Source organism: Bacteroidota bacterium (genome assembly GCA_016706865.1).
In the GTDB taxonomy this organism is placed as follows: Bacteria; Bacteroidota; Bacteroidia; order Chitinophagales; family BACL12; genus UBA7236.
The window spans coordinates 393,540-406,505 of sequence record JADJIS010000003.1 but is presented as its reverse complement, the minus strand read 5'-3'; the positions used below and the strand labels follow the sequence as shown (position 1 = coordinate 406,505).

The following is a 12,966-nucleotide window of genomic DNA, read 5'->3' as shown; positions in this document are numbered from 1 at the left end:
ATACGCATTTACCCTTTTTTCACTTTAGAATCAACTGATCGTGAACTGTTACAAATCCCTTAAAATCACAAATTTGACTCCGCTAGCCTAAAATACACCATTTGCTGTGAATTTTTATTTTAATAGTTCAAAAATACACTTATCTTTAAACCAACAAAACGTAAAAAAAATGAAAAAAGTAATTACTTCTGTACTCCTCATCACTGTTGGGATATTTTCTGTAAAAGCTGCCACACCCGCTGCTGACCCTACAAAAGCTACTATTAACGACCAATTGGTTATAACTCTGCCGGTTGACCTTCCATTGGCAGAATGGTATGTATTAGATGCTACATCTATGAATTTCATCAGCCAGGAGGTAATGAATCAATTCTGCACAAATTTCAGTGATAACAACATTACAATGACTGGCAATTTTGCTGAAAAGAAGATCAGCATGCAGGTTCTGCCTTTAAGAGATAGTGCAGGAAATATGTGGGATGCTGCAAGATGGAACGACTATTTTACAAAACGTGCTCCCAAAATGGTTATGTATATGGAGACAATGAACAAATAGTTTCACCTTATTATTTCGCACACATTTGAAAAAAGTCAGCTGGTTATTATTGCTATTTGCATTAACAACAGGAATTTCGCGCGCCCAATATTGCATACCTGACTATACCGCAGGGACCACAGACAACGACTTTATCGACGGTTTTGAATTAAATACTATCGGAAATCTCGGTTCAGGCGGCGGGGATGGAAGCGGTTATTCTGATTTTACAGCCCTTACAACTACTCTTATTGTAGGGAATACTTATGATTTACATATTATTAATACTCCTGATTTTGGTGAGTCATACCGCGCCTGGGTCGACTATGATCATGACCTTGTGTTTGCTTCTGATGAGGAGTTATTTATCGGTTTTAATTTGCCTGCAGGAGAAGAAATTTTTGTTCCATTCACAGTGCCCCTTTCCGCAATGCCCGGATCAACACAACTGAGGATCAGATGTGTTTATGGGGGACTTGATTTTGATGCATGTGGAACTGAAACTTATGGAGAAGCCGAAGATTACACAGTCAATATTCTTGGATTGGATAATGACCTCTCTATTCTATCTGTAACCGACATTCCCGACGCATGCGATCTAAGCGATTCGGAACCAATTTCTGTAACTATAAAGAACTTTGGAACTGAAAACGCAAGCGGTTTTTCTGTTAGTTTTTCCATTGATGGCGGAACTCCTGTCACTGAGCCGGTTGCAGGAACTTTACCTGCCGGAAATACCTACATCTATAATTTCGATGCACCCGGAGATCTATCATCGGAAGGACCACACGATATTGTAAGTTGGGTAAACTATGATGCGGATGAACTCGCAATAAATGATACAAATAACACAATTGTAATTAACACCTCTACTTATATTACAACAGGATTTCCTGAAAATATTTGTTATGGTGGCGGCACTGTTTTTCCGAGCCCTATTGCCGGTGGCGGAACATGGAGCGGAGATGGAATAGTAAATCCCTTAACCGGTGAATTAGATCCCTCTATTGTGGGTGGTGTTGGTAGTAGTACTGATATCACATATACCTTTATAACTGAAGGGGAATATACAGTGACTGAAATCCCTTTTGCTCCTTATTTTTTAGCCTCTCCTGATGATTTAGATCTAGGTGATGATGCCTATATTGACAATATTGATATAGGATTTAATTTTACTTTTTTTGGAAATGAATATGACCATCTTTTTGTATCCTCCAACGGACTAATAGGTTTCAGCGCCGGATCAAACTCTTATAATAATCAACATTTCCCCGATCCGGTTAATCCTAATAACATTATTGCACTATGCTGGACAGATCTTAATCCGGATGCCGGTGGTGATATCAAATATGAAATTCAGGGAACAATTCCCTTTCGCCGATTCATAGTAGAATATGATGAAGTTACTCATTACGGCGGAGCGGGAACTATTACAGGACAGATAGTTCTCTATGAAACTTCCAATGCAATAGATTTTCATATTACTGAAATTGAGGATGATGGTGGAGACATTACTCAAGGGATTGAAAATATCGATGGCACGATCGCATATGTTACGGATGAATTATACAATCAAAATCCATTTTCTATGGTGGAAAAAGGATGGCGATTTGCAGTTACTCCATGTGATGCAATTGTAACCGAAACTATAAATTTTGTTACACCACCGGTTGTTGAACTCGATGATGAAGCTGTTTGTACAGGAACTACCGTAACCCTTGATGCAGGGCCCGGAGCAGAAAATTATATTTGGAGCACAGGTGAAAGTACCCAAACTATTAATGTTGCTGAATCCGGAAATTATTGGGTCATTTATTATTCTAATATTGCATGTTATACCACCGATACTTCAGAAATTATTGTTAATCCACTACCGATAATTGATTTGGGAGATAATGGTGTTGTTTGTGAAGGCACCATGCTGGATGCGGAAAATATTGGAGCGGAATATTTATGGAATACCGGAGCAATTTCACAAACATTATTTGTTACCGAAAGTGGTACTTATTATGTTGATGTAATAAATCCATTAACCGGTTGTGCAAACAGTGATACAATAACTCTGACTATTACACCTTTACCAGTTGCAGCATTTACCTCTGAACCGCTTGGTCCACTAACACTTGGATTTACCAATACTTCCACGGATGTTTTAACTACATATTGGGATTTTGGTGATGGAGCAGTTTCTTATGAATTAAATCCCTGGCATGAATATCCTTTTGCGAATACATGGGATGTAACGCTGGTAGTAACGAACGATTGCGGTGCGGATATTGAAGCAGGCTCCTTCCAGGTTACAACTGCACTTAATGAATTAAAGAATGAGAACACGGTTTTATTATTCCCAAACCCCACTTCCGAATTTTTAAATATTGAATTAAAAAATAGAGAGAAATCTGTTGCAGTTTATATTTATACCTTACAGGGACAGTTATTATTCCAACAAAATATTAACCATCAAACAAATTTGATAACACTGGATATTGAACATTTAGCAGTTGGAAATTACATGGTAGTTCTTCAACAGGAACATAATACTACCAGTTTGCCATTGATTAAAATAAAATGATATAATTATCTGACTGAGTTTAGTTTATAATTATTTCGAAACTATTAAGGAATAATTCCCGATTTTTGAACAAATGAAATATTTTATAATGAAAAGAGGATGTTGTGTATTGTTGTTTATTTGTATTTCCTGTTCAATAATCTGGGCACAGGACACCTGCACTTTTATGTCGTATAATGTATTGAATTTCGACAATACCGGAAATAATAAAGAAAATTTTTTGGTGACTGTTATCGAAAGTGTACATCCCGATATTCTGGTAGTTCAGGAATTGATCGAATTATCCGGTGCCAACCGATTATTTGATAGCGTAATTTCCAAAATAGATACCAATTACGCCATGGGAACTTTTATTAATAGTTATGATACGGATAATGGCATTTTTTATAGGAAGGATAAATTTGATTTTATTTCCAATACTCCCGTAAAAACAGCTTTGCGGGATATCAATCAATTTAAATTGATACACAAATCGTCAGATGAAATATTTTATATTTATTCGCTGCATTTAAAAGCAAGCTCCGGGGGTGAAAATGAAGTTTTGAGAGCCGGGGAAGTGGACAGTTTGCGTAAATCAACAGCACTTTTACCCGACAGTGCAAATTTTATTATTTGTGGTGATTTTAATATTTATGGAGAAAATGAGGCGGCCTATATCGCATTATTGGACAGTTCTTCCAATGGGTTTGTAATTGATAATTTAGAAGATGTTCTAACCTCCACCTGGAATAATAGTATAAATGCTCCCTATCACACACAAAGCCCGAGGGTAAGGTCGTTTGGAGGAGGTGCCACGGGCGGTATGGACGATAGGTTTGATATGATGTTGTATTCTAAAGCAATTAATGCTTCCGGAGGTATGGAATGTTTTGTGGGCAGTTTAAAAGCAATTGGAAACGACGGAAATCATTTTAATGATTCAATTAATAGTTTACCTAATACATCAGTTACTGTGGATGTGGCAAATGCTTTACATTATGCTTCAGATCATATTCCTATTTCACAAATTTTTATTTTTCCGGAGGGAGAAAAGGATACTACTGTTATTGCTATATCAAATACCATTGCTGATGAATTTAATGTTTATCCTAATCCGGTAAATACATTTTTAACCATAAGAGGAATAACATCTCCTACTCTATTTTATATTACTGATATTCAGGGAAAATTGGTAAGATCGATAGATATTCCTATAATAAATTCTACAACAATCGATCTTTCAGATCTGCAAAACGGAATGTATTTTTTAACCGGTAAATCCTACAATGGTATTAGTGTTAAAAAAGTGATCAAGGAAGGGAATTAGTTCGATGTATCAATCAACACGCCAAATAGTGATGGCATTTTATCTCAACGAAAAACTTTGTGTTATGGGTTATAATGCCACCCCTACCGGGGGTACATTCCTGCATACATGGGTGTTTTTTCTATAATAATGCCACCCCTACCGGGGTTAAATCTGCCTACATAAACATTTTTCTTATTAAAAACATATCTAAGAATCAATTTTATTAAAATCTAAATGCAAAAGAATATTATTAACCGAAATATAATAAAGGTGACCGTGATCAAAAGAATTAAAGGGAAATACTAAATTTGGAACATTTATTGTTTGCCACTTTTCTTCTTTGGTTTTCTTATAATTTACAGCATAAGAAGGAAAGAAATCTTTTGACTGTTCTATTATTAAAATCAAATTATCCTTAAGAAAACAATTCCGAGGTGACATACCTTCTCTTATTCGGTATCTAAAATATGGTGTGTCATCCATTGTAGAATTATTTATTTTGTTGCATGATAACCATGAACCCTCTTTAACTATAACATAAAATTGATTATAATCGCTACAAAACGAAAAAAAAGTGCTGTTTTTCAAGGTAGCAACTTCATTTATTTTTTTAGTATCAAAGTTTAAGCTTGCAATAAACAATGAGTCTGGGAACTTAGTGCCAACTCCCCATAACAAATTGTTGAATTGTGCTTTATCTTGAAACAAGTCATATTTGATATTCTCGATAAAATGTAGTTCATTCCATGAATTACCAAAATCTTTTGATATTATATAGCTTGAGCCAAATTGATTATGTGTAATATTAAAAATAATAGTACTATCATTAACAAGATAAGCGGAGGATATGTGTTTTTCTTTAAGTGGTTGAATTGAAGAAATTTTGTTAGTCCTAATATTAAGATAATAGAATACAGTTTCACTTCGTGAAGGATTATTAGTATCAGCAATATATTTAAGACATCTAATTACAAGAAATCCATTAATAATTTCCAATTCTTCAACACTATTGCATTCAACATTCACAGCATTCTGCCATGTAATCCCTTTATTCAAACTATAAATTAAAAATGGTTCGCATTTTTCAAGATCTTTCCTTCCACCATTTATCACATACCCACCAATATATATTAATGAATCTTTTAAATTTGTAATACATTGAATCTTATAGTCCTCTGAGATCTGAATTTTAGTTTCACCCCAATTAGTTTTATTTTGTGCATCACATGAATTTAAAGAAATAAATATAAATGCAGCTAATAAAATTGAGTGTAAAATTGATTTCATCAACTAATTTTTTGATGCTTTATTGCCATGACCCAAATTTAGAAATTTCGAATCCAAAATAAACCCAATTGTTTATAAAAATGTTTTATTATTTACACCTTAGATTAATGCCCCTTTTTGTTAGAATTTTTCACGACGCCGTACCCAATTCTTTCAAACGCTGCACATGCGATGCTAATGCGCTCAATAAGGTAGGCTTCAAATTATAAGGCAAACCGAACTCCTTTGCAGTTTTCTCCACGATCGGAGATATTTTTTTGTAGTGTATATGACAAATATTCGGGAATAAATGATGTTCGATCTGAAAATTTAATCCCCCTACATACCAATTTAAAAAATGACTGTTTCTCGCAAAGTCGGCAGTGGTTTTTAGTTGATGCACGGCCCAGTCATTTTCAATGGTGCCTTCGCTAGTTGGAATAGGCTGATGTGCACCTTCCACAATATGAGCCAATTGAAATATGATACTCAGAATTAAACCTGCGGTCCAATGCATAATTACAAATCCGAGTAATACTTGCCACCATAAAAAATCGGTCAACAATAATGGCAATCCGATAATTACAATTAAATAGGCAATTTTCCGGATAGCCATTTTAATATACTCGGCTTTGGGGTTTGCATTTTGTGCATGCGTTAAACCAACTTCATTATATTTTTTTAATTGCACAAAATCCAATATCAATTTTGTGATTGTTAATAGACCATAAAAGAAAAATGCGTGAATATATTGGTACTTATGTATTTTTTTAAGGGGTTGCTGTTCCGATAAACGCAATGGTCCGGGTGCGTCAATATCTTCATCAAGTCCTTCAATATTGGTGTAGGTATGATGAAGAATATTATGTTGAACTTTCCAGTTGAGCACATTGGCTCCCAGTAAATAAAGTGTTCCGCCAAATAATTTATTTACCCAGAGTTTTTTCGAATAGGAATGGTGAACCGCATCATGCATTACCCCCATACCCACTCCTGCAACTCCAAATCCCATAACAATGGTGAGAATGAGTGCAACCCAAACAGGCATTGCGACAGTCAAGATCAATACAAAAGGCACAAGATAAATGGCCAACATTCCAATGGTTTTCATGAACATGAAGCCATTGGCTTGCTTGGAGATGCCTTTTTCCTGAAAGTATTGATTTACATTTTTCCTTACGGTAGCAAAAAATTCGTGTTGTTTTTTATCGGTAGAAACGTATTTTATCGAATGCATTAATATACTTCTTTTGTGCAAAGATACGACGGGATTGGTTGGAAAGAGGTGACTTTTGTGTGGATTAGTCTCAAAGCTTTGCAGGAGTAGAGTCGAAGGTCATTTCAAGAGAGGCCTTTTAGGCTCGAAAAGTTGAAATTTTGGTATGAGCGTCAATTTTAACATCTTGAAACCATATCAATGTATCAGATCTTCCTTCAGGAATATATTTTGTAAATCTTGCTGGTGAAAGTCAAATGTTAAGCACTAAATTTATCGTGCAGAAATAAACTTCTCGCGGTGAAGCACAATCCACATCTTTGCGCCTTTACGGCTTTGCGTGAAAAAAATATAAATTTTAGGCAAAGCCGCAAAGTTTTTATTTCGGGGATTAAATAATTATAGCAAATAAGCATCCTACTACTCCCCCGCCAATTACACCTATTAATAAATAAAATAAAGCCTGGCGGGTATATTTTTTAATCATTTTATTAATAGCACTCTGAAGTAACATGGACATCTCTGAACTCTTATCGGTAAAATTTAATTTCTCTTCCAACAATTTCGGTAAACTTTCCTCCATTTCCGCATGAAATATTACACGAATTTCACTGATGAGTTGTTCGTCGATGAACATACTTAATACGGGCATTTTTTGGGTGAGTTTATTTGCCATAAAATCATCAAACAGCTTGATGATGTTTTCCTGTATCTTATCCAACTTTCCTAAACCGGGTTGTTGCAACGCCGGATCAAAACTTTCTTTTAACACTTCAGAAAATCCTTGCTGTAATTTAATTCCAAATATTTTTTTGTTGCGAAGAGTTTGTCGCCACAAGAACATATTAATAATTCCCCCGACAAAACCAGCCACTGCTCCTAAAACAATAAAATTCATTATTGTTGTTTCCATGCAGAGGGATTTTTTCTCCATTCATTTAACTGAGATTCTGTTTCTATTGCAATGATATTATTTTGAATAGCATATTTTATAAGTGAAGGATAATCGCCGATAGTGTATAAATTACACTTTGCCTCTGCAAATGCAATATCTGCAACATCAAATGCATAGGTAAATAATGCACACATCCCTTCCACCTGTGCTCCTGCGTTTCGCAAAGAGTTTACTGCGGTTAAACTGCTTCCGCCGGTGGAAACGAGATCTTCTATCACCACAACTTTATTTCCCTCCGCCAATTTTCCTTCAATTTGATTAGACAGCCCGTGTTTTTTGGCTTCACTGCGCACATAAATAAAGGGCAATCCGAGTTCTTCCGCAATTAATGCACCGTGCGGAATGCCTGCTGTGGCAACTCCGGCTATGATCTCCACATCAGGAAATTTTTGTCGAATCCCGTCGGCTAGCGTAACTTTGAGCCACGAACGAATTTCGGGAAAAGATAAGGTTAAGCGGTTGTCGCAGTAAATTGGCGACTTCCAGCCACTTGCCCAGGTGAAGGGTTCCTCAGGACGGAGTTTGATGGCTCCTATGGATAAAAGTTTTTCAGCGAATAAAATTGCGTCGTCAGAATTAAAAAGCATGGTTCAAAGCTATAAAATTTTCATCAACGAAGTGCCGGTAAATATTATGTCGGGACCACTTCCGCTTGGTAATACTACTACAGATGACAAAAATCCGGTGTATTCTTTTGCTCAAAAAAAAGAAATTGACAAGGCATTTAATATTATTGAGAACAGTTCTGTTTTAAAAAGTCTTACCATTTATGGTGACGATGCCAAAGAAATTCGCGATTCCTTATTTATTGGATATAAAAAAATTAAAGCTGCAGGAGGATTGGTTTTCAATAATAAAGATGAAATTCTCATGATCTTCCGCAGAAATATGTGGGATCTTCCGAAAGGGAAATTAGATGTTGGTGAAAGAAAAAAAGTTGCTGCCTTGCGAGAGGTTAGGGAAGAAACCGGACTTCAAAAATTATCCATCGTTAAAAAATTAATGAAGACCTATCACACGTATTTATTGGAAAATAAAACAAAGGTGTTAAAAGTTACACATTGGTACCTTATGATGTGCAACGATACCACAACCCCTGTGCCGCAAGCGGAGGAGGATATTGAAATTGCAAAATGGATAGATTCCAATAATGTGAAAGATAAACTGGATAAAGCTTACGCGAATATTCGTTTAGTGGTGGATACCGGAATTTCCACTATGCACCACGGTTAACTACCATTGGTACTAATTTACTGATATCTCCTTTATGACGCAGCACTTCTCTGACTATTGTTGAGCTGATATGTGAGAATTCGGGAGCACTCAAAATAAATACAGTTTCAACTTCCGGATACATGGTTTTATTGGTCTGTGCAATTACCCTTTCGTATTCATAGTCCGACACCCCTCTCAAACCGCGCAGGATGTATTTTGATTCCTGTCTTTTACAAAAATCAACCGTTAATCCCTCATAACTTTCAATAACTACATTCCCTGTCGAGCCATAAATTTCCTGCAGCCAATTCATCCGCTGCTCCAAGGTAAAATACCCTGATTTCTGCGAATTAACCCCTATTGCAATTATGATCTTATCAAACAATGGCATGGCACGTTCAATAATATTCACATGACCCAAGGTTATCGGATCAAATGACCCCGGAAAGACAGCTATTTTGGACATGGGGTAAAGGTAATGAAAAAGGAAAAAGGAGAAAGGAGAAAGGAGTAGTCCTCCTTCGCTAAAGCTACGGAGGACAAGGAGTTTAAATTTCTAGCGAAATTTTTGTGTTGTGATTGTTTTCAGGTGGCCCATTTCATGTAGATTTTGCCCCGCCAGAGTCTACACAGAAAATAAATCATTTGATGTTACAGTATTTTTCATGTGGGACTCTGGCGGAATTGGATTATCCTCCGAATCCACAAAGTCCCTCACGGGTATAATTGATTTTTTATAGGTGTGAGTAGACTATGTGGGGGCGTCTTGGATGTAATTATATACGACTGCCCCGCCAAAGTCTACACAGAAATTAAATCATTTAATGTTACAGTATTTTTCATGTGGGACTCTGGCGGAATTGGATTATCCTCCGAATCCACAAAGTCCCTCACGGGTATAATTGATTTTTTATAGGTGTGAGTAGACTATGTGGGGGCGTCTTGGATGTAATTTTATACGACTGGCCCGCCAGAGTCTACACAGTAAATAAATCATTTAATGTTATGTTATTTTTAATGTGGGACTCTGGCGGAATTGGGACATAAATCTCCGAACTCACAGAGTCCCTCACGGGTATAATTGATTTTTTATTTGTGTGAGTTGACACTGTGGGGACACTTTTAGGCGTAAATTTTACTAAATCCCACCGTTTGTTTTCTCGTGTCCCGTATCCCGATTCCAGTGTCCTCTATTTTTACCTTTTTAAATTCGCCAAATCAGCGTCATCCGCGCCTGTCCGGCCACTGGCGGATTCCCTTTTTTGTATTTCGCACGGACTAAAGTCCGTTGTTACAAAATGGGTCGTCCTTTCAGGACTGTACTTTTCGTAAATTGCAAACTCCCCATGTTAATCAAAACTTATCCTTATTTATTATAGAATTTTTATACTTTTTAATCCGCCAAATCAGCGTCATCCGCGTTCCCCTTTTCTTCCACCGTTCCGATGTCTCCTGTGTCCCGTGTCCCCATTTCAAAAATGTGAAAAAACGTCGTCCCATAATTCCGCTTCCGCAAAAAATTCGGATGGTCATCAAAGGTGTATTTTTGATTTGTTTCGAGAATGAACCAGCCGCCGGGATTTAATAATTGCATTTCAAAAACTTCTTCAGGTAATGCGGGAATGTTTTCCAATGGATAGGGCGGACCAGCAAATATGATATCGAATTTCTTTTTAGTGGAGCGTATATATTCAAAAACATCCATGCGCAGAATATTAATGTTCATCTCCAGATCATCCGACATCTTTTTTATGAAATCGATGCTGCGTTTATCTAATTCTACGCTAACTATATCTTCACATCCACGCGATGCCATTTCGAAACTAATACTTCCGGTGCCAGAAAAAAGATCGAGAAAACTTACTTCATCCAAAGCAAAATTATTGGTAAGGATGTTAAATAATCCTTCCTTTGCAAAATCAGTGGTTGGTCTTGCAGGTAAATTGTTGGGCGGATTAAAGCGGCGACCTTTAAATTTTCCGGTGTTTATTCGCATAGGTCGAGGCTCATCAGACTGTTGTAGTAATAAAAAGGTTTTTCCTGTAATTCCTTCGGCAAAACTATATTTTCGTTTAAAGGAACAAAGGAGATCGTTTTGAAAAATTTCCACAACTCACCAAATAAAAGAGAATCAGGCATAATTTCACCCGATAATTTCAGATCACAATTTTCGCGGTCGATATTATATTGATCAGAAACCAATAATACATAATATAAAAAATCTTCCTTGTTCACAAACCGAAACTGATTCATGAATTTGAATTCCTTTTTTTCGAAATATAAAATATGAATAACGCCGGGTTTAATATCCAGTATCAATTGTTGATCATAAAAATCCTCCTTGTTGCGAACGGCATTTTCTAAAATAGATGTGCCTATATGCATTATTTTAGGCGTTGGAAAAACTTCGTCTATATAATTTAATTCTTCCGAGGAAATGGAAAAAACATTTTTAATAAATAACTTATTGATATTATTCACCAAAACAACATCTTCATTTGCAAGCGTTGCAGTGAGTTCCAGATAATTGCGTTTTTTATCCTCCTCAAAAATTACACGAGGTATTAATGTAAAGGGCGTACAGCAAATTCCAACCTTCACTTCGTGAAAGGGCACCTGTAAAACATCCTCACTGGTGACAGAAATTTTCAGTTTATTGAGCATTTCCAATGGAGAAGCTGCGTTCAATTGCACTGTTTTCAGCACCTGCAACTGTCCGCTGCGCTTTTCATAAATGGCAAAAGAATATTGTTGTTCCTCCAACTGAAACAACAGCGAACAATGTTTAGTAAAATCCTTATTGAAATCTTTGTCTATGTAATTATACATATGGGGCGTAAAAATAGCTGTTTTTTTCAAGTGACCTCTAAATCAGTCATGTAGTAGTAACTTTGCAGCCTAAAATACCTTGTTTTATGTTTATTCGTCCGAGAAGATTGCGCAAAACTGAAATTTTACGCGAAATGGTGGCTGAGACCCAACTTAACAAAAATATGTTCATTTACCCTCTTTTTGTGATGAAAGGAAAGAACATAAAACACGAAATTGGCGCCATGCCGGGTGTTTATCACTTTTCAACGGATACTCTAAGCAAAGAAATTGAATCATGTCTGAAAGTTGGTATCAATAAATTTCTGCTTTTTGGAGTTGGGGAAGATAAGGATCCTGAAGGCTCATCTTCCTTCGATTTTACGAACGCCGTGGCAAATGCCGTACGCACAATGCGTGCCGATTTTGGCAACGATGTAATGATCACCACCGATGTGTGCATGTGTGCATACACCGATCACGGGCATTGCGGCATCATTCACGGTCACGAAATTGCCAATGACGAAAGTGTGGATATACTGGCTAAAATGGCTCTCATGCACGCCGAAGCCGGCGCTGATATTGTGGCCCCGAGCGATATGATGGACGGTCGTGTTGGTGCCATCCGCCAAAAACTCGATGAAGGCGGCTTTTCCAATACCGCGATCATGAGTTATTCTGTAAAATATGCTTCCGGTTACTACGGCCCTTTCCGTGAAGCTGCTGATTCCGCCCCATCTTTTGGCGATAGAAAAACTTATCAGATGGATTTCAGAAATACACGTGAATCGCTAAAAGAAGCCTTAATGGATGCTGATGAAGGTGCTGATATCTTAATGGTAAAACCCGCTCTGGCTTATTTGGATGTTATTAAAATGGTAAAAGAAAATACCCTCCTTCCACTTGCATGTTACAATGTTTCCGGCGAATATTCGATGGTAAAAGCTGCGGCTTTAAAAGGTTGGATAGACGAACAGCGGATCGTAATGGAAAATATGCACGCATTTTCAAGAGCCGGGGCTGATATTATTATTACGTATCATGCGAAGGATATTTTGGAGAAGAAATGGGTGTGAGTTCTGGGTTCTGGGTTCTGAGTTCTGAGTTCTGA

At 36.8% G+C, this 12,966-nt stretch carries 13 protein-coding genes; 6 read left to right on the top strand and 7 right to left on the bottom strand.

Features of this window, described 5'->3' with window-relative positions; all coding sequences use genetic code 11:
* The first annotated feature begins 169 nt into the window (after positions 1-169).
* The 3 genes from IPI31_11345 to IPI31_11335 all read left to right on the top strand — a co-directional run bounded on the left by IPI31_11345 (position 170) and on the right by IPI31_11335 (position 4,413).
* Positions 170-556, top strand: coding sequence for a hypothetical protein (locus IPI31_11345; GenBank protein ID MBK7568406.1), 387 nt, complete (start codon positions 170-172; stop codon positions 554-556).
* A gap of 25 nt (positions 557-581) precedes the next feature.
* Positions 582-3,107: a T9SS type A sorting domain-containing protein gene (locus IPI31_11340; protein ID MBK7568405.1), complete on the top strand. Its 2,526-nt coding sequence runs from the start codon at positions 582-584 to the stop codon at positions 3,105-3,107.
* 88 nt (positions 3,108-3,195) lie between these two features.
* Positions 3,196-4,413 (top strand): T9SS type A sorting domain-containing protein, encoded by a 1,218-nt coding sequence (locus IPI31_11335; protein ID MBK7568404.1) that lies wholly within the window; start codon positions 3,196-3,198, stop codon positions 4,411-4,413.
* Between the two features lie 189 nt (positions 4,414-4,602).
* Here the strand turns inward: IPI31_11335 and IPI31_11330 are convergent, their stop codons facing one another.
* Both IPI31_11330 and IPI31_11325 read right to left on the bottom strand, forming a co-directional pair.
* The gene (locus IPI31_11330; GenBank protein ID MBK7568403.1) at positions 4,603-5,682 is read right to left on the bottom strand and encodes a hypothetical protein; all 1,080 of its coding nucleotides are present in this window, start codon (positions 5,680-5,682) and stop codon (positions 4,603-4,605) included.
* A gap of 130 nt (positions 5,683-5,812) precedes the next feature.
* Entirely contained in the window at positions 5,813-6,898 is a 1,086-nt protein-coding gene (locus tag IPI31_11325; protein ID MBK7568402.1) for an acyl-CoA desaturase, read from the bottom strand.
* A gap of 176 nt (positions 6,899-7,074) precedes the next feature.
* Between IPI31_11325 and IPI31_11320 the strand changes: the two genes are divergently transcribed.
* Positions 7,075-7,167 (top strand): T9SS type A sorting domain-containing protein, encoded by a 93-nt coding sequence (locus tag IPI31_11320; GenBank protein ID MBK7568401.1) that lies wholly within the window; start codon positions 7,075-7,077, stop codon positions 7,165-7,167.
* Between the two features lie 101 nt (positions 7,168-7,268).
* On the opposite strand, the gene IPI31_11315 is transcribed toward IPI31_11320, so the two are convergent.
* A complete protein-coding gene (locus IPI31_11315) occupies positions 7,269-7,790 on the bottom strand; it encodes a hypothetical protein (GenBank protein ID MBK7568400.1) in 522 nt (173 codons plus the stop codon).
* A complete protein-coding gene (locus IPI31_11310) occupies positions 7,775-8,419 on the bottom strand; it encodes an orotate phosphoribosyltransferase (GenBank protein MBK7568399.1) in 645 nt (214 codons plus the stop codon). The genes IPI31_11315 and IPI31_11310 overlap by 16 nt, the downstream gene beginning before the upstream one ends.
* On the opposite strand from IPI31_11310, the gene IPI31_11305 reads away from it, so the two are divergent.
* On the top strand, positions 8,418-9,065 hold the full coding sequence (locus tag IPI31_11305) for an NUDIX domain-containing protein (protein MBK7568398.1): 648 nt from the start codon (positions 8,418-8,420) through the stop codon (positions 9,063-9,065). The two genes, IPI31_11310 and IPI31_11305, sit on opposite strands and share 2 nt — an antisense overlap.
* Here the strand turns inward: IPI31_11305 and coaD are convergent.
* From coaD to IPI31_11290, 3 genes are all read right to left on the bottom strand, one after another.
* Positions 9,049-9,513, bottom strand: a complete 465-nt coding sequence (gene coaD / locus IPI31_11300; GenBank protein ID MBK7568397.1) for a pantetheine-phosphate adenylyltransferase — start codon at positions 9,511-9,513, stop codon at positions 9,049-9,051. The two genes, IPI31_11305 and coaD, sit on opposite strands and share 17 nt — an antisense overlap.
* A 927-nt stretch (positions 9,514-10,440) precedes the next feature.
* Positions 10,441-11,043, bottom strand: coding sequence for an RsmD family RNA methyltransferase (locus IPI31_11295; GenBank protein MBK7568396.1), 603 nt, complete (start codon positions 11,041-11,043; stop codon positions 10,441-10,443).
* Positions 11,034-11,876 (bottom strand): DUF3822 family protein, encoded by an 843-nt coding sequence (locus IPI31_11290; protein MBK7568395.1) that lies wholly within the window; start codon positions 11,874-11,876, stop codon positions 11,034-11,036. The genes IPI31_11295 and IPI31_11290 overlap by 10 nt, the downstream gene beginning before the upstream one ends.
* An 86-nt stretch (positions 11,877-11,962) precedes the next feature.
* Here IPI31_11290 and hemB point away from each other — a divergent pair, with 86 nt between their 5' ends.
* Complete coding sequence (hemB, locus tag IPI31_11285; GenBank protein ID MBK7568394.1) at positions 11,963-12,931, top strand: porphobilinogen synthase; 969 nt, start codon at positions 11,963-11,965, stop codon at positions 12,929-12,931.
* The last annotated feature ends 35 nt before the right edge of the window (positions 12,932-12,966 follow it).

Excerpts from the sequence above, each read along its gene's own strand:
- IPI31_11305 (MBK7568398.1), top strand. The coding sequence starts at position 8,418 with ATGGTTCAAAGCTATAAAATTTTCATCAACGAAGTGCCGGTAAATATT.
- IPI31_11345 (MBK7568406.1), top strand. The coding sequence starts at position 170 with ATGAAAAAAGTAATTACTTCTGTACTCCTCATCACTGTTGGGATATTT.
- IPI31_11325 (MBK7568402.1), bottom strand. The coding sequence starts at position 6,898 with ATGCATTCGATAAAATACGTTTCTACCGATAAAAAACAACACGAATTT.
- IPI31_11295 (MBK7568396.1), bottom strand. The coding sequence starts at position 11,043 with ATGCGAATAAACACCGGAAAATTTAAAGGTCGCCGCTTTAATCCGCCC.
- IPI31_11310 (MBK7568399.1), bottom strand. The coding sequence starts at position 8,419 with ATGCTTTTTAATTCTGACGACGCAATTTTATTCGCTGAAAAACTTTTA.
- IPI31_11315 (MBK7568400.1), bottom strand. The coding sequence starts at position 7,790 with ATGGAAACAACAATAATGAATTTTATTGTTTTAGGAGCAGTGGCTGGT.
- IPI31_11330 (MBK7568403.1), bottom strand. The coding sequence starts at position 5,682 with ATGAAATCAATTTTACACTCAATTTTATTAGCTGCATTTATATTTATT.
- coaD (MBK7568397.1), bottom strand. The coding sequence starts at position 9,513 with ATGTCCAAAATAGCTGTCTTTCCGGGGTCATTTGATCCGATAACCTTG.
- IPI31_11335 (MBK7568404.1), top strand. The coding sequence starts at position 3,196 with ATGAAAAGAGGATGTTGTGTATTGTTGTTTATTTGTATTTCCTGTTCA.
- hemB (MBK7568394.1), top strand. The coding sequence starts at position 11,963 with ATGTTTATTCGTCCGAGAAGATTGCGCAAAACTGAAATTTTACGCGAA.
- IPI31_11290 (MBK7568395.1), bottom strand. The coding sequence starts at position 11,876 with ATGTATAATTACATAGACAAAGATTTCAATAAGGATTTTACTAAACAT.